17 protein-coding genes are annotated in these 19,952 nt (G+C 69.6%); 11 read left to right on the plus strand and 6 right to left on the minus strand.

The features are described from left to right. Positions 1–64 precede the first annotated feature (64 nt). Together miaB and SBI80_RS13555 are read left to right on the plus strand one after the other, a co-directional pair. Positions 65–1,636, plus strand: a complete 1,572-nt coding sequence (gene miaB / locus SBI80_RS13550) for a tRNA (N6-isopentenyl adenosine(37)-C2)-methylthiotransferase MiaB (protein ID WP_318975750.1) — start codon at positions 65–67, stop codon at positions 1,634–1,636. After that, the gene (locus tag SBI80_RS13555; RefSeq protein WP_318975313.1) at positions 1,633–2,238 is read left to right on the plus strand and encodes an Rv2732c family membrane protein; all 606 of its coding nucleotides are present in this window, start codon (positions 1,633–1,635) and stop codon (positions 2,236–2,238) included. The genes miaB and SBI80_RS13555 overlap by 4 nt, the downstream gene beginning before the upstream one ends. On the opposite strand, the gene SBI80_RS13560 is transcribed toward SBI80_RS13555, so the two are convergent. Further along, entirely contained in the window at positions 2,235–3,578 is a 1,344-nt protein-coding gene (locus SBI80_RS13560) for a DUF349 domain-containing protein (protein ID WP_318975314.1), read from the minus strand. The genes SBI80_RS13555 and SBI80_RS13560 overlap by 4 nt on opposite strands. A gap of 207 nt (positions 3,579–3,785) precedes the next feature. Between SBI80_RS13560 and SBI80_RS13565 the strand changes: the two genes are divergently transcribed. From SBI80_RS13565 to SBI80_RS13585, 5 genes are all read left to right on the plus strand, one after another. Then, on the plus strand, positions 3,786–4,469 hold the full coding sequence (locus tag SBI80_RS13565; protein WP_318975315.1) for a class III extradiol ring-cleavage dioxygenase family protein: 684 nt from the start codon (positions 3,786–3,788) through the stop codon (positions 4,467–4,469). Between the two features lie 2 nt (positions 4,470–4,471). Beyond that, positions 4,472–5,386: a tRNA (adenosine(37)-N6)-dimethylallyltransferase MiaA gene (gene miaA, locus SBI80_RS13570; RefSeq protein WP_318975751.1), complete on the plus strand. Its 915-nt coding sequence runs from the start codon at positions 4,472–4,474 to the stop codon at positions 5,384–5,386. 4 nt (positions 5,387–5,390) lie between these two features. Continuing rightward, positions 5,391–6,263 carry a diaminopimelate epimerase gene (gene dapF / locus SBI80_RS13575; RefSeq protein WP_318975316.1) on the plus strand — a complete coding sequence of 291 codons (873 nt, stop codon included), beginning with the start codon at positions 5,391–5,393 and terminating at the stop codon, positions 6,261–6,263. Positions 6,264–6,307: 44 nt separating this feature from the next. After that, positions 6,308–7,705, plus strand: coding sequence for a GTPase HflX (gene hflX / locus SBI80_RS13580; RefSeq protein WP_318975317.1), 1,398 nt, complete (start codon positions 6,308–6,310; stop codon positions 7,703–7,705). Positions 7,706–7,985: 280 nt separating this feature from the next. Further along, positions 7,986–9,374, plus strand: coding sequence for a DEAD/DEAH box helicase (locus tag SBI80_RS13585; RefSeq protein WP_318975318.1), 1,389 nt, complete (start codon positions 7,986–7,988; stop codon positions 9,372–9,374). Between the two features lie 2 nt (positions 9,375–9,376). Here the strand turns inward: SBI80_RS13585 and SBI80_RS13590 are convergent, their stop codons facing one another. Further along, positions 9,377–11,686, minus strand: a complete 2,310-nt coding sequence (locus SBI80_RS13590) for a molybdopterin guanine dinucleotide-containing S/N-oxide reductase (RefSeq protein ID WP_318975319.1) — start codon at positions 11,684–11,686, stop codon at positions 9,377–9,379. Positions 11,687–11,807: 121 nt separating this feature from the next. Between SBI80_RS13590 and SBI80_RS13595 the strand changes: the two genes are divergently transcribed. After that, entirely contained in the window at positions 11,808–12,968 is a 1,161-nt protein-coding gene (locus SBI80_RS13595; RefSeq protein WP_318975320.1) for an acyl-CoA dehydrogenase family protein, read from the plus strand. A gap of 148 nt (positions 12,969–13,116) precedes the next feature. Beyond that, positions 13,117–15,234, plus strand: a complete 2,118-nt coding sequence (locus SBI80_RS13600) for a sunset domain-containing protein (protein WP_318975321.1) — start codon at positions 13,117–13,119, stop codon at positions 15,232–15,234. Between the two features lie 22 nt (positions 15,235–15,256). Here SBI80_RS13600 and lexA read toward each other — a convergent pair whose 3' ends face one another. Beyond that, on the minus strand, positions 15,257–15,925 hold the full coding sequence (lexA, locus tag SBI80_RS13605; RefSeq protein ID WP_318975322.1) for a transcriptional repressor LexA: 669 nt from the start codon (positions 15,923–15,925) through the stop codon (positions 15,257–15,259). A 200-nt stretch (positions 15,926–16,125) separates the two neighbouring features. Here lexA and SBI80_RS13610 point away from each other — a divergent pair, with 200 nt between their 5' ends. Both SBI80_RS13610 and nrdR read left to right on the plus strand, forming a co-directional pair. After that, positions 16,126–16,581 carry a LysM peptidoglycan-binding domain-containing protein gene (locus SBI80_RS13610; protein WP_318975323.1) on the plus strand — a complete coding sequence of 152 codons (456 nt, stop codon included), beginning with the start codon at positions 16,126–16,128 and terminating at the stop codon, positions 16,579–16,581. Positions 16,582–16,667: 86 nt separating this feature from the next. Further along, positions 16,668–17,129 carry a transcriptional regulator NrdR gene (gene nrdR, locus SBI80_RS13615; RefSeq protein WP_318975324.1) on the plus strand — a complete coding sequence of 154 codons (462 nt, stop codon included), beginning with the start codon at positions 16,668–16,670 and terminating at the stop codon, positions 17,127–17,129. 4 nt (positions 17,130–17,133) lie between these two features. Here nrdR and SBI80_RS13620 read toward each other — a convergent pair whose 3' ends face one another. From SBI80_RS13620 to SBI80_RS13630, 3 genes are read right to left on the minus strand one after another with little or no spacing between them, the layout of a single operon-like run. Further along, on the minus strand, positions 17,134–17,832 hold the full coding sequence (locus tag SBI80_RS13620) for a PhzF family protein (protein WP_318975325.1): 699 nt from the start codon (positions 17,830–17,832) through the stop codon (positions 17,134–17,136). A 34-nt stretch (positions 17,833–17,866) separates the two neighbouring features. Beyond that, positions 17,867–18,892, minus strand: coding sequence for an alpha/beta fold hydrolase (locus SBI80_RS13625; RefSeq protein ID WP_318975326.1), 1,026 nt, complete (start codon positions 18,890–18,892; stop codon positions 17,867–17,869). A 45-nt stretch (positions 18,893–18,937) separates the two neighbouring features. Further along, positions 18,938–19,921 (minus strand): proteasome assembly chaperone family protein, encoded by a 984-nt coding sequence (locus SBI80_RS13630; protein ID WP_318975327.1) that lies wholly within the window; start codon positions 19,919–19,921, stop codon positions 18,938–18,940. Between the last annotated feature and the right edge of the window lie 31 nt (positions 19,922–19,952).

Raw genomic sequence — 19,952 nt, forward strand, 5'->3', positions numbered from 1 at the left:
GTCTGGTCGATCCGGGAAGTTTGGAAGCGGCGGGCTCGCCCGTACGATTGGGTACGTGACTTCGATGGCGACGCGTGAGGCGGAAGTGGTCGACCCCGTGTCCATCGGCCCCGCACGCACCCAGCGCACGTTCCAGGTGCGCACCTACGGCTGTCAGATGAACGTGCACGACTCCGAGCGCCTTGCCGGGCTGCTGGAGGAGGCGGGCTACCGCCGCGCCGCCGATGGCACCGACGCCGACGTGGTGGTGTTCAACACCTGCGCGGTCCGCGAGAACGCCGACAACAAGCTCTACGGCAACATCAGCCACCTGGTGCCTCGCAAAGAGGCCAACCCGGACATGCAGATCGCCGTCGGCGGCTGCCTGGCGCAGAAGGACCGCGACGCCGTCCTGACGCGGGCACCGTGGGTCGACGTGGTCTTCGGCACCCACAACATCGGCTCGCTGCCAACGCTGCTCGAACGCGCCAGGCACAACCGGGCGGCTCAGGTCGAGATCGCCGAATCGCTTCGAGAATTCCCGTCGACCCTGCCGGCGTCGCGTGAATCGTCTTATGCTGCATGGGTTTCCATCTCGGTCGGGTGCAACAACACCTGCACGTTCTGCATCGTGCCCTCGCTGCGCGGCAAGGAGACCGACCGCAGGCCCGGCGACGTGCTGGCCGAGGTCCAGTCGCTGGTCGACCAGGGCGTCCTCGAGGTCACGCTGCTCGGACAGAACGTGAACGCCTACGGCGTCTCCTGGGCCGACGAGCACTTGCAGGAGGACCCGACGAACTGGGACGCGGCGCTGCCTCGCGACCGCGGCGCCTTCGCCAAGCTGCTGCGCGCCTGCGGCGCCATCGACGGGCTGGAGCGGGTCCGGTTCACCTCGCCGCACCCGGCGGAGTTCACCGACGACGTCATCGAGGCGATGGCGAGTACTCCCAACGTGTGCCCGACGCTGCACATGCCGTTGCAGTCCGGTTCGGACCGCATCCTCAAGGAGATGCGCCGGTCCTACCGCGCCGACCGCTTCCTGGGCATCATCGACCGCGTCCGCGAGGCCATCCCGCACGCCGCCATCACCACCGACCTGATCGTCGGATTCCCTGGGGAGACCGAGGCCGACTTCGCCGCCACCCTCGACGTCGTCGAACGGGCCCGGTTCGCCAGTGCCTTCACGTTCCAGTACTCCAAGCGCCCGGGCACCCCGGCTGCCGAGCTGCCCGGCCAGGTATCCAAGGACGTCGTGCAGGAGCGATACATGCGTCTCATCGAATTGCAGGAGCGGATCTCGCTGGAGGAGAACGCCGCCCAGATCGGAACCGTCGTGGAACTGCTGGTGGCCACCGGTGAGGGACGCAAGGACTCCAGCACCGCACGGATGTCGGGCCGCGCCCGCGACGGGCGGCTGGTGCACTTCGCCCCCGGTGACCGGACGATCCGGCCCGGTGACGTCGTCACCACCACGGTGACCAGCGCCGCCCCCCACCACCTGATCGCCGACGCCGCCCTGATCGAGCATCGCCGCACTCTCGCCGGTGACGCCCACGAAGCGGGTCGCAGGGTCACGACGGGCACCGCCGTCGGACTCGGCTTGCCGGGCATCGGGATGCCCGCCCCGCGCCCCGTCGTGAACGGGTGCGGTCGATGAACCGCCGTGACCGCGGTGAGGCGGACTTCGACGACTTCAAGGGTGACCTGGAAGACGCCGAACGGCGCGTCGCCCGCGAGATCGACCCAGGCGCAAGGGCTTTGGTCGTGGCCATCCTGGTCTTCGTCATCCTGATCTCCTACGTGCTCCCGCACACCGGCGGCGCCCGCGGTCTCGACGTGCTCGTCGGCGACGACGTCGCCATTCGCGAGGCGATCGCCCTGCCCTCGCGGGTGTTCGTCTGGCTGGTGCTGGTCTTCAGCGTCGGGTTCTCGATCCTCGCGCTGCTCACCCGCCGATGGGGCGTGGCCTGGATCGCGCTCGCCGGCTCGGCGCTGGCCTGTCCGGTCGGCATGCTGGCGGTGTGGTCGCGGCAGACGGTCGCCGAACCCCACCCGGGGCCCGGCATCGGCCTGATCATCGGGTGGTTGGCCGTGATCGCGCTGGCGTTTCACTGGGCCAGGGTGGTGTGGTCGCGCACCGCGGTGCAGCTGGCCGCCGAGGAGGAACGCCGCAGGCTAGCCGCCCAACGGAGCGGCAAGGGACTGCTTGACCTCGGTGACGGCCCCGCGGACCCGCCGAAACCCGCCGCCGGGGCCTAGCGCTTCTTGCCGAGCGCCTGCACGGCCGCCTCGGCCCACTCGTGCCACTGGGCGGCGTTGGCCCTGGCCTTCTCGGCGTCCTTGGTGCGTCCTGCCGCCTCGGCCTTGACGGCCTGGGTCTCGTACTGTTCGGCGCGTAGGCGGAACTGGTCGGCCCTGGCCTGGGCCTCCGGGTCGGTCCCCGCGGTGGTCGCGGCGTCGCGGACCCGCTTCTCGGCGGCCTTCATGCGACGTTCGAATTCCGGCGCCCGCTCCCGCGGTACCTTGCCGACGGCATCCCACTTCGCGCCGACCGTGCGCAGCGCCGCCCGAGCGGCGTCGGCGTCAGACAGGTCGATGGCCTCGGCCTCGGCGAGCAGCGCCTCCTTGGCGGCGGCATTGGCCTCGAACTCGGCGTCGCGCTCGGCGTTCACGGCGTTGCGGGCCTTGAAGAACTTGTCCTGGGCGCCCTTGAAGCGCTTCCACAGGGCGTCGTCGACGTCCTTGGCGGCGCGACCCGCCGCCTTCCACTCCGTCAGCATGTCGCGGAACGTGGCGGCGGTGGCGCTCCAGTCGGTGGAGTCGGCGAGCTGTTCGGCGCGCTCGCACAGCGCCTCCTTGGCCTGCCGGGTGCCCACGCGTTCGCGGTCGAGCTCGGCGAAGTGCGAGCCCCTGCGCCGGTTGAAGGTCTCGCGCGCCGCCGAGTAACGCTTCCAGAGGGCGTCGTCGGTCTTGCGGTCCAGTCCGGTGACGGTGCGCCACTCGTCGAGGATCTCCCGCAGGCGGTCACCCGCGGCCTTCCACTGCGTCGCGTTGGCCGCGATGTCCTCGGCCTCGACCGCCAGCGCCTCCTTGCGCGCAGTCTGGCTGGCGCGATGCTCGTCGCGCTTCTGGCGTTCCTCGGCGGCATGGGAGTCGGCGTGCTCGACGATGACGGTCAGCCGTGCGGCCAGGGCGTCGACGTCCCCGAGGACCGAGGCCGTGGGCAGGGTGTCGGCCAGCGCGGCGGCCGCGGACTTGATCTTGCGGGCGTCACCGGCGCCCGACTCGAGCCGGCGCTCCATCAGCGCGACCTCGGTGGCCAGGTCGTCGTAACGGCGCCCGAAGTGCGCGTACGCCGCTTCGTGCTCGCCTGCCTGCCAGGAGCCGACGATGCGTTCACCCGCGGCGGTGATTAGCCAAACGGTGCCGTCGTCGTCGACCCGGCCGAAGCGGTGGGGATCGGTCGTCGGCGGCTTGACCACCGTCGGCGCGGCGCTGCCTGGGCGCGGAGCGGGGCGCGGGGGTCCTGGCCGGGGGGCGGGCCTGGGTGCGGGGCTGGGTGCTCCGCCCGACTCACTGCCTGACTCGCTGGTCGTCATGTCCTGCAACCTCGTGCCCTCTGCGCGGATGAACCACGCTCCTGCCGCGCAACGCGGCGCCCGATAGCGGTGCTTCTGCTGATTGTGCAGGGCTATTCAAGCAGGTCGGGTCGCGGCGTGCCCACGGCTTCGCACGAGCAGTCGCCGCGGGGCGTCGCGAAGGCGGCCCCAGGGGCGCTTCGGCGCGGTGCTGACTAGCGTGATGGCGTGCTGAGCGCCATCGCCGTGATCCCGTCGGCACCCGTGCTGGTGCCCGAACTCGCCACCGGAGCGGCCCCCGAGCTGGCCGACCTCTCGAGCGCGGTGGCCGCGGCCGTGGCGGGGTTGCCCGACCGCTGGTTCACCGTCGGCCTCGGTGCCGCGGACGGCGTCGTCGGTCCGGGTGCCGTCGGAAGCTTCGGCGGTTACGGGGTCGACGTCCGGGTGGGTCTGTCGCCGACCGCGGCGGGGGAGCCCAAGCCGTTGCCCCTCGGCGTCCTGATCGCCGCCTGGGCCAGGACGTTCCATGCGCCGCTGGCCAGCGCCGAGGCTTGGGTGTACGCCGCCGACCACGACCCCGACGCCGCGCTGGCCAGGGGTCGGGCGCTGCGCGCCGAGGCCGACGCCGCCCCCGAGTCCGTCGGTGTGCTCGTCGTCGCCGACGGTGCGAACACCCTCACTGCGGCGGCCCCTGGTGGCTTCGACCCCGACTCCATCGCGGTGCAGGCGGCGCTGGACGACGCACTCGCCGCGGGTGACACCGCGGCTCTGACCGATCTGCCGATCGGCATCGGCGCGCGCGTCGCGTTCCAGGTGCTGGCCGGGCTGCTGGGGCCGTCGGCGTCCCCAGGTCGCGAGCTGTACCGCGGTGCGCCCCATGGCGTCGGGTACTACGTGGGGACGTTTCCGTGACGATCCGTCCGGTCGCGATCATCGGGCCGACCGGCACCGGCAAGAGCGCGCTGGCGCTCGAGGTCGCCGAGGGGCTCGGCGGTGAGATCGTCAACGCCGACGCCATGCAGCTATACCGAGGCATGGACATCGGCACGGCGAAGCTGCCTCCCGGTGAGCGACGCGGCATCCCTCACCACCAGCTCGACGTCCTCGAGGTGACCGAGACTGCGACCGTGGGCCGCTACCAGGGTGCGGCGAGCACGGACGTCGAGGCGATCATGGCTCGCGGCGCGGTGCCGGTGATCGTCGGCGGCTCGATGCTCTACATTCAGTCCCTGCTCGACGAGTGGGGCTTCCCGGCGACCGATCCGAAGGTGCGGTCCCGCTGGGAGGCCAGGCTCGCCGAGGTGGGCGTGGTGGCGTTGCACGCCGAGTTGGCCCGCATCGACGCCGACGCAGCGGCCGCGATCCTGTCCAGCGACGGGCGGCGAATCGTGCGGGCGCTCGAGGTGGTCGAGCTGACGGGACGGCCGTTCGCCGCGAGCGCGCCGACCATCGGGGAGCCGCGCTGGGACACCCTGATCATCGGGCTGGATTGGGACACCGAGCTCCTCGACCAGCGATTGCGCCAGCGGACCGATGCCATGTTCGACGACGGCCTGGTCGACGAGGTGCGTACGCTGCAGGCCCGTGGCCTGCACGACGACACCACGGCCGCTCGTGCCATCGGGTACTCCCAGGTGTTGGCGGCCCTCGACGCGGGCGGGGGAGCCGAGGCGCTCGCCGAGGCCAGGGAGCGGACGTTCATCGGGACCAGGCGCTACGTCCGCCGGCAGCGGTCGTGGTTCCGCCGCGATCACCGCATCCACTGGCTCGACGGCGCCGGGACCGGGAACGTCGCCACCGTGCTGGGGCTGGTGCGGCACGTATCCTGAACAGGTGATGTTCGCCAAGGGGCACGGAACGGAGAACGACTTCGTCGTGCTGCCCGACGTCGACGCCCGCCTCGCGCTGACTCCCACCGCCGTCGCGACGCTGTGCGACCGACGTCGCGGCCTCGGAGCCGACGGCGTGCTGCGCGTCACCACCGCCGCCGCGGCGCTCGCGGTGGGGGTGTTCGACCGGATGCCCGACGGCGTGTCACCCGCGGACTGGTACATGGATTACCGCAACGCCGACGGCTCGATCGCCCAGATGTGCGGCAACGGGGTGCGCGTCTTCGCGCACTACCTGCGCACCAGCGGGCTGGAGTCCCGAGACGAGTTCGTCGTCGGCTCGCTGGCCGGCCCCCGACCGGTGGTGTTGCGAGACGTCGACGCCACCTTCGCCGACGTCACGGTCGACATGGGCAAGGCCAACCAGTGCGGCACCGGCTCGGCCGTGGTGGGCGGGCGCCGCTTCGGCGGGCTCGCCGTGGACGTCGGCAATCCGCATCTCGCCTGCGTCGACGCCTCGCTGACGGGCGCCGACCTCGCCGCACTCGACGTCGCGTCACCCGTGTGGTTCGACGCCGCGCAGTTCCCCGAGGGCGTGAACGTGGAGGTGTTGACCGCCCCGGTCGACGGCACCGTCACGATGCGGGTGCACGAGCGGGGCGTCGGTGAAACGCGTTCGTGCGGAACGGGAACCGTCGCCGCGGCGGTCGCCGCCCTGCGCCACCGCGGCGAGGACACCGGCACGCTGGCGGTCCGCGTCCCCGGGGGAGAGGTGACGGTCACGATCACCGACGCCACCAGTTACCTGCGCGGGCCCTCGGTCCTGCTGGCCCGCGGCGAACTCTCCGACGACTGGTGGCAGTCGCACGATGATTAATCAGGTGCGCGATCGCACCTCGAAAGGGCAACATCAGTAACTACATGACTCAGCCGCATCTGCCCAGCACGGGCGAACTCGCACTCGAAGACCGCTCGGCGCTGCGCCGGGTGGCCGGCCTATCGACCGAACTCACCGACGTCAGCGAGGTGGAATACCGGCAGCTGCGGCTCGAGCGCGTCGTGCTCGTCGGCGTATGGACCGAGGGCACCGCCGCCGACGCCGACGCCAGCATGGCGGAGCTCGCGGCGTTGGCCGAGACGGCGGGTTCGGAGGTCCTCGAGGGCATGGTGCAGCGGCGGGACAAGCCCGACGCCGGCACCTACATCGGCTCGGGCAAGGCCAAGGAGCTGCGCGACATCGTCGTCTCCACCGGCGCCGACACCGTCATCTTCGACGGCGAGCTGACCCCCGGTCAGCTCAATGCCCTCGAGAAGATCGTCAAGGTGAAGGTGATCGACCGCACCGCGCTCATCCTCGACATCTTCGCCCAGCACGCCACCAGTCGCGAGGGCAAGGCGCAGGTCGCCTTCGCGCAGATGGAGTACATGCTGCCCAGGCTGCGCGGCTGGGGTGAGTCGATGTCCCGGCAGGGTGGTGGCGCCGGTGGCAGCAGCGGCGGCGTGGGCACGCGCGGTCCCGGTGAGACCAAGATCGAGACCGATCGTCGCCGAATCCGTGAGCGAATGTCCAAGCTGCGCCGCGAGATCAAGGACATGAAGAAGGTCCGCGACACTCAGCGTGGCCGCCGGCTACAGGGCGACGTCGCGTCGATCGCGATCGTCGGCTACACCAACGCGGGCAAGTCCAGTCTGCTCAACGCGCTGACGGGCGCCGGGGTCCTGGTGGAGAACGCGTTGTTCGCCACACTCGAACCTACTACTCGCCGTGGACATTTCGAGGACGGCCGGCCGTTCGTGCTGACCGACACCGTCGGGTTCGTGCGGCACCTTCCCACGCAGCTCGTCGAGGCGTTCCGCTCGACACTGGAGGAGGTCGTCGACGCCGAACTGCTGGTGCACGTGATCGACGGTTCCGACGCGACCCCGCTGGCACAGGTCAACGCGGTGCGGCAGGTCGTCAACGAGGTCGTGCAGGAGTATGGCATCGAACCGCCACCAGAGTTGTTGGTGGTCAACAAGATCGATGCCGCAACCGGTCTCGGGCTGGCGCAGTTGCGGCGCGCGCTGCCCGACGCGGTGTTCGTCTCGGCGCGCACCGGCGACGGACTCGACCGGCTTCGCAGTCGGATGAACGAGATGGTGGAGCCCACCGACCTCACCATCGACGTCACCATCCCGTACGACCGCGGCGAACTGATCGCTCGCATTCACGCCGAGGGTCGTGTCGACGCCACCGAGCACACCGAAACCGGTACACGCGTCAAGGCGCGGGTGCCGGCGGCGGTCGCCGCGAACCTGCGCGACTTCGTCACGTTCTAGGCCGCCTCGGCGGGAATGCCGCAAGAGTGCGGTAGAGTCATGACCAATGTTGGCGTCGTCTTCCGTCGTCGGCACGTCGTGGAACGCTCGATCTTCCCGATGTCATGGCCCACAGCGACGTGGTCGGTGAACATCATCGAGATCAGTGCCTTGCACTAGCTCTTCTCGCGGCGATCGATATTGCCCACCGGCAATCTCGCCCATCGAGCCCCGTATTCGCCTGACTCTCAACGTCTTGCGCAGACGCGGCCGCACTCGTGCCGGAAAGGCATCTCACACAATGACCGTAGAACCAAACACCGTGGAACCGACGTTCGAATCCCTCGGCGTACCAGCGGCAATCGCCCGCGTGCTCGCCGAGCGTGGCATCAGCTCACCGTTCCCCATCCAGTCGGGCACGCTGCCCGACACGCTCGAGGGCCGCGACGTGCTGGGCCGCGGAAAGACCGGCAGCGGCAAGACGCTGGCCTTCACCATCCCGCTGGTGGCGGGACTGGCCGGCGGCAACCGCCGCGCGTCGCGTCCCACCGGGCTGGTCCTGGCGCCCACCCGCGAGCTCGCCACCCAGATCACCGCGGTCATCGAGCCGCTGGCCGCCGCGCTCGGCATGACCGTCACCACCATCTTCGGCGGCGTCTCCCAAAGCAGGCAGGTCTCGGCCCTTCGCGCTGGCGTCGACATCGTGGTCGCCTGCCCGGGCCGCCTCGAGGACCTGATGAAGCAGAAGCTCGTCTCCCTCGACGCCGTCCGGATCACCGTGCTCGACGAGGCCGACCACATGGCCGATCTGGGCTTCCTGCCCGGAGTCACGCGCATCCTGGCCGCCACGCCCGCAGGCGGTCAGCGCCTGCTGTTCTCGGCGACGCTGGACAACGGCGTCGACAAGCTGGTCCAGCGTTTCCTGCGCAACCCGGTCACGCACTCCGTCGACGAGATCGACGCCCCGCCCGTGGCGATGACCCACCACGTCTTCCACGTCTCCGGCGCCCAGGAGAAGACGCAGCTGGTGCACCGCCTTGCGTCGGGTACCGGCCGCCGAATCCTGTTCATGCGCACCAAGCATCAGGCCCGCAAGCTGGCCAAGCAGCTCACCGACGCCGGGGTTCCCTCGGTCGACCTGCACGGCAATCTGTCCCAGCCGGCGCGCGATCGCAACCTGGCCGCGTTCAGCTCGGGTGACGCCCGGGTGCTGGTGGCAACCGACATCGCTGCCCGCGGCGTCCACGTCGACGACGTCGAGCTGGTCGTGCACGTCGATCCGCCCGTCGAACACAAGGCGTACCTGCACCGTTCGGGCCGGACGGCACGCGCGGGCAGCGCCGGTGACGTGGTGACCGTCGTGTTGCCCGAACAGCGTCGCGACACTCAGCAGCTGCTGCGCAAGGCCGGCATCACCGCCCAGCCGCAACAGGTCGGTGCGGACTCGGCGAGCGTGCTCGAGCTCGTCGGCGAGATCGCTCCCCATCGCGAGCCCCCGCCCCGGGCCGCTCAGCCGCCCGCCCGCACCGGCGGGGGATCTCACCGCGGTGGCGGCAGTCGTGCGGGCGGCAGCTCGCACCGCGGCGGTAGCGGCAACGGATCGAACGGCCGGTCGGCCGGCGCAGGTGGCGGCGGCCGTCGTGGCGGGGCCAGGCGGCCGCGCTCGGGCCGGCCGCAGACCAGCTCCTAGTCTCAGAGGCCCGGCAGGCCACCACGCCGTTCGACGATCGTCGGCGGCTGGTGAGCCCGCACGGGCGGCAGCGTCCTCCGGTAGGCCTGCACCTCGACCAGCACGTGGGCGCCCGTGCACCCCTTGGCCAGCGCCGACGTGCCCACGTCCGCGGTGAGCACGTTGGGGTTGCCATGTACGCACATCGCGTCGGGATCGGCGGGATCCTCCGGGTCGTACCAGGCGCCGGTCGACAACTGCACCACGCCGTGGCGGAGCCGGTCGTCGACGACTACGCCCGCCAGGCAGGAACCCCGATCGTTGAAGACCCGCACGACGTCACCGTCGGTCAGGCCGCGCCGCTGGGCATCCCTGGGGTGCATCCGGATCGGTTCGCGGCCGCTCACCTTGGAATCCGTGCTGACCCGGCCACCGTCGAGCTGGCCATGCAACCGCGACGCGGGCTGGTTGGCCAGCAGGTGCAGCGGATAGTCGGTGGCCCGCGGGCTGCCGAGCCACTCGTCGGGCTCGAACCACCGGGGGTGGCCCGCGCAGTCGGCATAACCGAACCCGTCGATGTCGCGGGAGAAGATCTCGATGCGTCCGCTCGGGGTCCCCAGTCGGTGTGCGACCGGGTCGGCGCGGAAGTCGGCCAGCAGTGACAGTCCCTCCTCGGTCGGCAGCCGCAGCTGCCCGGCGGCCCAGAAGTCCTCGAAGCTGGGTACCTCGAAATCGACTTGGGCCGACCACTTCTCGTACATGTGCACCAGCCATTGCCGTGCGGTGCGACCCTCGGTGAAGGCTTGCCCGAAGCCGAGCCGTTCGGATAGCGCGGCGAAGGTGTCGTAATCGTCGCGGGAATCGGCATACGGTTCGGTCAACGCGGGCATGGCCACCAGCAGCGGGTCGTTGCGCGAACCGGAGTAGTCCTCGCGCTCGAACGCGGTGGTGGACGGCACGACGAAGTCGGCGTGCTTGGCCATGGCCGTCCAGTACGGATCGTGGACGACGACGGTGTCGACCCGGCCCAGCGCCCGCCGCAACCGCGGCAGGTTCTGATGGTGGTGGAACGGGTTGCCGCCCGCCCAGTACACGCACTTGATGTCGGGATAGGTCAGCGAGCGGCCGTCGTAGTCGAAGCGCTCGCCGGGGTGCAGCAGCATGTCGCTGACCGCGGCCACCGGAATGAAGGTGGTAACCGGGTTGACGCCCTGGGGGAACGTCGGAAGCGAGCAGCGCACCGGCGCCATGCCCAGCTCGTTCTGCGAACCGTAGCCGTGGCCGAAACCGCCTCCCGGCAAACCGATTTGACCGAGCATGGCCGCGAGCACCAGGCCCATCCACGGCGCCTGCTCGCCGTAGCGCACGCGCTGCAGCGACCAGCTGACCGTTACCAGGGTGCGGTGCGCGGCCATCCGGCGGGCCAGCGAGGCGATCGCGTCCGCGGGCAGGCCGCTGAGGGCGGCGGCCCATTCCGGGGACTTGGCCACGCCGTCGTCCAGGCCGAGCAGGTACCGCTCGAACTGCGGGTAGCCGGTGCAGTAGGTCTCGAGGAACGCGCGGTCGGCCAGCCCCTCGGTGGCCAGGACGTAGCCAAGCGCGGCCATGATCGCCACGTCGGTGCCCGGCACGGCGGCCAGCCACTCGCACTCGCCGTCGGTGTCGTCGCGCAGTGGGCTCACGCTGATCACCCGGCCGCCGCGCGCACGCAGGCTGGCTAGCGCCTCGCGCGTCGGATGTTCGGTGGTGCCACCGGGGTTGACGGCGGAGTTCTTCACCCCCACGCCCCCGAAGCACACCAGCAGTTCGGTGTTCTCGGCGATGACGTTCCACGCCGTCGACCGGCGAAAGAGATCGTCGTGGGTGCCCACGACGCGCGGCATGATGACGCCCGTGGCGCCGAGGCTGTAGGAGTGCCGCGAGAACGTATAGCCGCCGAGCAGCTTGAGGAACCGGTGCACCTGGCTTTGTGCGTGGTGGAACCGTCCCGCGCTGGCCCAACCGTAGGAGCCGCCGTAGATGGCCTCGTTGCCGTGCAGATCGACGACGCGGCGCAGTTCACCGGCCAGCAATTCGGTGAGCTCGTCCCACGACAGGGCGACGAACTCGTCGGCGCCGCGCCGAGTGGTGGGTCCTGGGCCGTCGTCGAGCCAGCCGCGGCGCACGACCGGGGTCTGCACGCGGGAGCGGTGCCGGATGGAACCGGCCAGATTGCCGAGCAGGGGTGACGGGTCGGTGTCCCCGGCGAACGGCCGGACCGACGCGATGTCACCGTCGCGGACCTCGGCGGTGAAGGCACCCCAGTGCGTGAGTGACGTCGGTGGCTTCGCCATTGGGCCAATCCTAGGTGGGGAGGGGGTTTCCCCGGGCGCCACGCCGCCGCCCCCGGCCAACCATCCGGTTGGGTGGTATATCGTCGGTGGCAATCCCGCTTAATCGACCTGGAGGTCATCCATGGGCGTCATCAAGTACGACCGCACACTCTTCGAACCCGAGCACGAGCTGTTCCGTGAGTCCTACCGCGGATTCCTGGAGCGCCACGTCGCGCCGTTCCACGAGCAGTGGGAGAAGGACAAGATCGTCGATCGCGGCGTTTGGCTGGAGGCGGGCAAGCAGGGCTTCCTCGGCATGGCGGTCCCGGAGGAATACGGCGGCGGTGGCAACGACGACTTCCGGTACAACGTCGTCATCACCGAGGAGACCAGCGCCGGGCGGTACAGCGGGCTGGGCTTCTCGCTGCAGAACGACGTCATCGCTCCCTATCTGCTGAGGCTGGCCACCGAGGAGCAGAAGCAGCGCTGGCTGCCGGGGTTCTGTTCCGGTGAGCTCATCACCGCCATCGCCATGACCGAACCCGGCACGGGCAGCGACCTGCAGAGCATCAAGTCCCGTGCGGTCAAGCAGGAGGACGGCAGCTGGGTGCTCAACGGCTCGAAGACGTTCATCACCAACGGCGTGCACGCCGATCTGGTCATCGTCGTCGCCTGCACCGATCCCGAGAAGGGCGCGCTGGGCTTCTCGCTGCTGGTCGTCGAACGTGGCATGGAGGGCTTCGAACGCGGCCGCCACCTCGACAAGATCGGTCTCGACGCCCAGGACACCGCGGAGCTGTCGTTCACCGACGTGCACGTGCCCGCCGAGAATCTGCTCGGCGACGAGGGCTCCGGTTTCGTCTACCTGATGCAGAACCTGCCGCAGGAACGCATCAGCATCGCCGTGATGGCAGCCGCCGGCATGGCGGCCGTGCTCGAGGACACCCTGCAGTACACCAAGGACCGCAAGGCCTTCGGCAAGCCGATCGGCAGCTTCCAGAACACCCGGTTCACGCTGGCCGAGCTCGCCACCGAGGCCACGGTGGTGCGGATGATGGTCGACGAGTTCGTTCGGCTGCATCTCGAGGAGAAGCTGACCGTCGAGCAGGCGGCGATGGCCAAGTGGTACGCCACCGAGGCGCAGGTGCGACTGAACGACCGCTGCCTGCAGATGCACGGCGGCTACGGCTACATGCGGGAATACCCGGTGGCCAGGGCCTTCCTCGACGCCCGGATCCAGACGATCTACGGCGGAACGACCGAGATCATGAAGGAGATCATCGGCCGGAGCCTGGGCGTCTGACAGGTCCGCGAGCACGATCTTTCCGCCATCCGTCGCGCGACACATTCCTCGGACGGGTTGGATATCCCTCAAGATGGACGTCTACTGACGCAGAGTTGACGAAACGCGGTACTCAAGGGAGTCCGGCGCAGCTCGCTGGGAGGACGCAATGACGGGGCTTCGAACCCGCCTGGGCACGACGATCGGCCGCGCGGGCGCCGGAGTCGTCGCGATGACGGTGGCCGCGCTCGTGGTGGCACCTCTCGCGGCGGCGACGCCCGAGAGTGACGCCGAGGCCGCCATCGCCCAGGCGTGGGATGCGGGCGGCGGCCCGACAGGACCGCTGGGCCCGAACGACGGCGGGGTGTACCCGGCGGGTGCGGGCTTCGGCCAGAACTTCGCGGGCGGCAAGATCTTCTTCACGCCCGAGACCGGCGCGCACGCCATGCGGGGCGCGATCCTCGACGAGTACGAGTCGCTGGGTGGGCCGGCCGACGGCGACCTCGGCTTTCCGACCATCGACGAGGGTGACGGCAAGGCGCCCGGCAGCCGCAACACGACCTTCAGTGCCGCCGACCGGCCGGTGATCTTCTGGACGCCGGACACCGGCGCCCACGTCGTGCGGGGAGCCATCAACGCGGCCTGGGACAAGCTCGGCGGTTCGGCCGCTGCGCTCGGCGTGCCCACCGCCGACGAGACGTTCAACGGTGACGACGTCAGCCAGACGTTCTCCGGTGGCCAGGTGACGTGGAACCGCAAGACCAAGGCGTTCACCACGACTCCACCGGAGCTCGCTGACCAGCTAGTGGGTCTCGACATCCCCGGCGACGCGACCACTGCGATCGCCGCCGCGCGTCGCGCCGCGGGCGGACCGCTCGGTCCCCTCGGGGCACCCGACGGCGGGCAGTACGCCATCGGCTCCGACGGCGCCGGCCAGAACTACGCCGGCGGAAAGATCTTCTACAGCCCCGCGACCGGAGCGAACGTCCTCACCGGTCAGGTGCTGGCCAAGTACGAGAGCGTCGGAGGCCCCCAGGGCGACCTGGGCTTCCCCACCAGCAACGAGAACGACGGCGGGCTCGCGCCGATGAGCAAGATCGCGAGCTTCGCCGCCGCCGATCAGCCGGTGATCTACTGGACGCCCGACTTCGGTGCCGTGATCGTGCGTGGGGCGATGAACGCCGCGTGGGCCAAGCTGGGCGGTGCGACCGGACAGCTGGGCGCTCCGACGGCTGACCAGACCCAGAACGGCGACGTCATCACCCAGAAGTTCAGCGGCGGCGCGATCTCCTGGAACTCCAAGACCAATCAGTTCACCACCGAGCCGCCGAGCCTGCAGTCGCAGTTGAGCGGGCTGGAGGTGCCCGGTCGCGATGCTCCTCAGGCCACGTCGTCGGCGGCGTCGTCCTCCGGGGACGGCTCGTCGTGGTTGCATCCGAACTGGTGGTGGCTGCTGGGCATCGTCCCGCTGCTGGTATTGGTCGGCGCGGTGGCGGCGGCCGTCGTAGCCAGGCGCCGGCGCGCCGATCGCTCGCCGGTCGACGACTTCGACGACGACTATCTCGACCATGGCGACGATCCCGACCACGACCTCGAATCCGGACCGATTTCCGCCGGGGTCTACGACGACGATGACCGCCCGGTCGGTCCGGAGCGGTCCGGCACTTGGGCGACGCCGGAAGGCGGGCACGACGACGCGTCCGCCGACGAGGATCACCACGGGAGACCCGACGGCTTCGTCGCCGATCTCTCCCACGATCAGGACGCCATCGACACCGCGCCGACGCCGGTCATCTCCGAGGCCGTGGACGACGCACCGGAACACCCCTGGTTCTCCGATCTGGACGAACCGGGTAGCGATGCCGAACCTCACCCCGGAGATCAGCACGATTCCCAGGACGAGCCCCGGGCCGACGTCGATTCCGAACCCGATGCCGAATCAGACGACGAAACCGCCCTGGAGACCTTCGCCGAGGTAGTGCTCGACCCTGGGGCCGGGCCGGGCCCCGAGCCCGAGACGACATCGCTCGCCGCACTCGAGCCGGATAGCGGACCGCCGAGTGGGCGGCATGCAGCGATTCGGCTGGAGGAGCCGCTGGTGTCCGAGCCCTCCCTGCGGCTGGCAACCGACGACCCGTTCAACGCTCCGCACGGCTATCCGATCAAGGCCGACACCAGGTCGGGCCTCTACTGGACGCCGGGTAGCGGCAGATACGACCGCGCCCGCGCCGAGATCTGGTTCGCCAGTGAGGAGTTCGCACTCACGAACGGCTTCACGAAGGGCTAGTGACGGCCCGCGCTCATCCGCGCTAGATCTTGCGGATGACCGTCACGACCTTGCCGAGGATCGCGGCCTCGTTGCCGGGAATCGGGTCGAAGGCGGGGTTGTGCGGCATCAGCCATACCTGGCCGCCGGTGCGCTTGAATGTCTTGACGGTGGCCTCGCCATCGATCATGGCGGCGACGATGTCACCGTTGTCGGCCACGTTCTGCTGACGGATGACCACCCAGTCGCCATCGCAGATCGCCGCGTCCACCATCGATTCGCCGACCACCTTCAGTAGGAAGAGCGAGCCCTCGCCGACGAGTTCCTTGGGCAGCGGGAAGACGTCCTCGACGGCCTCCTCGGCGAGGATGGGTCCGCCTGCCGCGATGCGTCCCAGAACCGGCACGAAGGTCGGCTCGGGAAGCGCATCGGAGCCGGCGACGTCCGTGGTGACGACGGGGGCCAGGGTCCTGGCCGGATCGTCGGCCGACCGCACGTCGACGGCGCGGGGGCGGTTGGGGTCGCGGCGCAGGTAGCCCTTGCGTTCCAGCGTTCGCAGCTGGTGGGCCACCGAGGAGGTCGAGGTCAGCCCCACGGCGTCGCCGATCTCGCGGATGCTCGGCGGATAGCCGCGGGTGGTCACCGAATTGCGGATGACGTCCAGGATGGTGCGTTGACGTTCGGTCAGGACCGTGTCGCTGCTGTCACTCATGGCGCCGAATGTAGTCGCCACCGACGACAGAATCAAACATGTGTTCGACGCGTGTCGCGGAGGCTGTGCGTCCGGCGGACTTGTCGGTGGGTCGAGCTACCGTTTGCAACAGTTCGATCACGTGTTCTAGTAATCGAACACCTGAGCGATTATCGTTCGAACACAAGAGCGAACCACCAACCACTGGAAAGGCCCCCGAGATGACGATCATCACCCGCGAAGACCCCACCGAACTCGTCGTTCGTCCCATGCGGCCGGTCCGGCGCACGACGGCCGGCGCGCGGCGCGGTCCCCAGCCGCATCGGCCCGCCGGCGCGCCGCTGACCTACCGCCGCACCGGGGTGCTGATGTCGCGCGCGTCAAACCGCCGCAAGCCCGTAACGCCGCTGGCCACCGTCGTGCTGGCGCTGATCGCAGCGGCGATCACGGTGTGGCTGGGCCTGGTGGCACAGTTCGGTTCCGCCGAGCGGCCCGCGCCGACGCCGGCCCGCCTGGCCGTCGTCCAGGTGCAGGCGGGGGAGTCGCTGGAGCAGCTGGCCCAGCGGATCGCGCCCGACTCCTCGGTGGGGTCGGTCGTCGAGCAGATCCGTGATCTGAACGAACTGCCCTCGCCCGCGGTCGATGCGGGGCAGACGCTCATCGCCCCGGTGGGGTGATCCGTGGCATGCGCCGTGAAACCTGCTGCCGCGCATCGGTACGCTCGTACGTGACCGGAGTGGGTTCGCGCGACGAAGGAGCGGAGATGCACTGTCCGTTCTGCCGTCATCCCGATTCGCGGGTCGTGGACTCCCGGGAAGCCGACGAGGGCCAGGCGATTCGGCGACGACGATCCTGCCCGGAGTGCGGTCGGAGGTTCACGACCGTCGAGACCGCGGTGCTCGCCGTCGTCAAGCGAAGCGGCGTCACCGAGCCATTTAGCCGCGAGAAGGTCATCAAGGGCGTCCGGCGTGCCTGTCAGGGCCGCCACGTCGACGATGACGCCTTGAATCTACTGGCGCAGCAGGTAGAGGACACCGTGCGCGCCGCCGGTTCGCCCGAAGTGCCGAGCAACGAAGTCGGCCTGGCCATCCTCGGCCCCCTGCGCGATCTGGACGAGGTTGCCTACCTGCGCTTCGCGTCGGTCTACCGATCCTTCTCGTCGGCGGACGACTTCGAGCGCGAGATCGAAGCGCTGCGCGCCCATCGCGGCGTGCCGTCGTCCTGACGACCTAGTCCAGACGCCGCACCCCGTCGTCCACGACCCGCCCGGCGACCTTGACCCATCCGTCGGCAGCCCAGGTGGTGCGGAGCTCGGAACCCTTGCCTTGGACGATCGCCAGATCGCGGCTGAGGTGTTCGGTGATGCACACCGCAGCGGACCCGGTCGCCTCGTCCTCGGCGATACCGAGGTCCTGGACGAACACCCGCGACCTGACGCTCCCCGCCGACTCGTCGATCCAGGCCCACAGGTAGCGGTCGGCGGCGTCGCCGTAGTCGTCGGGGTCGGCCCGCAGCACGTCCTCGACCGACGTCAGCTGCTCGAGCGAGAAATCCGGCGCCCATTCGGCGCGCGCGCTGATCACGGTGAACTCACCGTCGTCGAAGTCCTCGTAGGTCACCTGAACGACGCCGGCGGGAACCTGCAACGTCCTGATGGGAGTGCCGCGGTCCTTCAGCCACCACGCGGCGCCGACGGTGGGGTGTCCGGCGAACGGCAGCTCGATCGTCGGAGTGAAGATGTGCGCGGTGGCAGTACTGGCACCCGGCGCGGGAAGGTTCACGAAGATCGTTTCGCTGTAACCCAATTCGGTGGCAATGCGCTGCCGTTGCTCGGGTGGGGCCAAGCTGGCGTCGACGACGCCGAGAGGGTTTCCGTGGTCGCCGTGCGCGTCGGTGAACACGCGCAGCACTGATACGTCCAACGCCATGACTCGATGCTACGTCGCGGCAACCGGGACACACTCAGGTGGCGCTGCGTTCGTCGGCCTCCATGGCGTCGAGCACGGCGACCCGGGTGTCGATCGAGCCGGTCAGCCCGTTTCCGCTACTGCCGTCGCGCAACAGATTGCGCAGGAGCTCTTGGTCGTAGACGGCGGGATCGGTCGAACCGATGAACTTCTCCACGATCTCGACGAAGCGGTCCGGATCGTCGTGGAAGGGGAAATGGCCAGATCCCTCGAAGATCTCAAGCTGAGCACCGGGCATCGCCGCGTGCGCCATGTGCGCGTGGCTGACCGGGATGACCGAGTCCCGTGAGCCCCAGATCAACTGCACCGGTACGGATTCGGTCAAATAACATCGGTCGAGCATGGTGACGACCTGGCCGCGCCAGTCGACCACGGCGCGCAGCGTACGGGTGAACGCGGAGGAGGCGGTGGGCTCGGGCAGGTCGGCGAGAATCCGCAGCATGTCCGGGATGTCGCGGCCCACGCCCGTCGACCCGAACAGCGCGCCGCCGAGCCGCCCGACCAGATGCAACGCCGGCAGCACCATGGGCAGGCGCAGCAGGGTCAGGGCCTCGCTACCCAGCGGCATCGAGGCGATGCGAAGCGCGACGTTGACGTCCTTGGTGACGCCGCCGGCGCCGACGAGAATCAGACGCTCCACCAATTGCGGGAACTGGTAGGCGAATTGCATCGCCACGCCCCCGCCGAGTGAGTGGCCGACCACCGTGACCCGCTCGACGTCTAGCACGCTGAGCAGGTCCCGCATGCCGTTGGCGTAGGCGGCCACCGAGTAGTCGGCGCGGGGCTTGTCGGACTTGCCGTGGCCCAACAGGTCTGGCGCGATGACCGTGAACCGCTGGGCGAGCTTGCTCTGCACCGTGCTCCAGGTCGTCGAGTTGTCCCCGATGCCGTGGATCAGCAGAATCACCGGTCCGGAACCCGCGATCCGGTACGCCCGCCGGTATCCGTGGATCGTCCGGTAGTGAAGCGCGGGGGTCAGCTCGCGCACCGGGCGCAGATTCGGCTTTCGCTCCGTCGCCATCACCATCACCAACTTCGTCGTCGGGCCCGGGTCAGGGCGGCCAGGTCAAGACCCCGCGTCACCGTCCCCACCGGCAGAATCCTCTCCACGCTGCTCGGCGAGAAACCGCTCGAACTCGGCACCGAGTTCCTCACCACTGGGCAAGTCCTCGTCACGCGCCAGCAGGGATCGATTTTCCTGAGCAGCGACGAACGAATCGTACTGGCGCTCCAGCGCGGTCACCACTTGAGCGACGTCTTCGCTGGAGGACACCTGCTCGTCGATCTTGGCGTGCACCTCGATACCCGCCTCGGTCAGCGCCCCGAGCGGCAACCGCAGCGACGCAGTCTTGGCGACCTGCGCCAGCAGCGCCTCCGCGGCGGGCGGGTAGGCCGTCTGCGCCAGGTAGTGCGGAACGTGAACGGTGAAGCCCACCGCGTCGTGGCCGTGCTGGGTCATCCGGTACTCCAGCAGGTTGGACACGCTGGCCGGCACCTGTACCTCGCCAACCCAGGGCTGGTGCTCGGCGATCAGATCCTTGTCGGCCGCGTGGGCCGTCATGGTCACCGGCCGGGTGTGGGGTACGGCCATCGGAATGGTGCCGAGTCCAATCACCTGGCGGACGCCCAGCCGCTCGGCCAGCAGCCGGACCGCGGTGATGAACCGTTCCCAGCGCAGATCGGGTTCGAGGCCGGCAAGCAGGAGGAACGGCGTGCCGACGCTGTCGTGCAGGGCGTAGAGGTTCAGCTCGGGATCGTCGTAGTGGGTGAAGTGATCGGTCTTGAACGTCATCAGCGGCCGCCGGGACCGGTAGTCCAGCAGCTCGTCGATCGCGAAGGACGCCACCAGTTCGGTGTCGAGGGTGTCCTTCAGGTGGTTGGCTGCGATCTTGATGGCGTGGCCGGCGTCGGAGAATCCCTCCAGCGCATGGATCAGTACGGGACCGCGGCCGTCCTCCGACGACAGCTGGGGTGCAGGGAACTCCAGCTCATAGATCCCGGTCTGCTCGGGTTGGTAATGCTGCCCCTGGTCTTCTGGGTGATCAGCCATTCTGCCTCGCCTCCTCGTGACCTCCAGTGTC

Source organism: Mycolicibacterium sichuanense, assembly GCF_033741125.1.
GTDB lineage: Bacteria > Actinomycetota > Actinomycetes > Mycobacteriales > Mycobacteriaceae > Mycobacterium.

What these genes read in the sequence shown, in the direction of transcription:
- miaB (WP_318975750.1), top strand. Translation starts at nt 65, where the DNA reads ATGGCGACGCGTGAGGCGGAAGTGGTCGACCCCGTGTCCATCGGCCCC.
- SBI80_RS13555 (WP_318975313.1), top strand. Translation starts at nt 1,633, where the DNA reads ATGAACCGCCGTGACCGCGGTGAGGCGGACTTCGACGACTTCAAGGGT.
- SBI80_RS13560 (WP_318975314.1), bottom strand. Translation starts at nt 3,578, where the DNA reads ATGACGACCAGCGAGTCAGGCAGTGAGTCGGGCGGAGCACCCAGCCCC.
- hflX (WP_318975317.1), top strand. Translation starts at nt 6,308, where the DNA reads ATGACTCAGCCGCATCTGCCCAGCACGGGCGAACTCGCACTCGAAGAC.
- SBI80_RS13585 (WP_318975318.1), top strand. Translation starts at nt 7,986, where the DNA reads ATGACCGTAGAACCAAACACCGTGGAACCGACGTTCGAATCCCTCGGC.
- SBI80_RS13590 (WP_318975319.1), bottom strand. Translation starts at nt 11,686, where the DNA reads ATGGCGAAGCCACCGACGTCACTCACGCACTGGGGTGCCTTCACCGCC.
- SBI80_RS13595 (WP_318975320.1), top strand. Translation starts at nt 11,808, where the DNA reads ATGGGCGTCATCAAGTACGACCGCACACTCTTCGAACCCGAGCACGAG.
- SBI80_RS13600 (WP_318975321.1), top strand. Translation starts at nt 13,117, where the DNA reads ATGACGGGGCTTCGAACCCGCCTGGGCACGACGATCGGCCGCGCGGGC.
- lexA (WP_318975322.1), bottom strand. Translation starts at nt 15,925, where the DNA reads ATGAGTGACAGCAGCGACACGGTCCTGACCGAACGTCAACGCACCATC.
- SBI80_RS13610 (WP_318975323.1), top strand. Translation starts at nt 16,126, where the DNA reads ATGACGATCATCACCCGCGAAGACCCCACCGAACTCGTCGTTCGTCCC.
- nrdR (WP_318975324.1), top strand. Translation starts at nt 16,668, where the DNA reads ATGCACTGTCCGTTCTGCCGTCATCCCGATTCGCGGGTCGTGGACTCC.
- SBI80_RS13620 (WP_318975325.1), bottom strand. Translation starts at nt 17,832, where the DNA reads ATGGCGTTGGACGTATCAGTGCTGCGCGTGTTCACCGACGCGCACGGC.
- SBI80_RS13625 (WP_318975326.1), bottom strand. Translation starts at nt 18,892, where the DNA reads ATGGCGACGGAGCGAAAGCCGAATCTGCGCCCGGTGCGCGAGCTGACC.
- SBI80_RS13630 (WP_318975327.1), bottom strand. Translation starts at nt 19,921, where the DNA reads ATGGCTGATCACCCAGAAGACCAGGGGCAGCATTACCAACCCGAGCAG.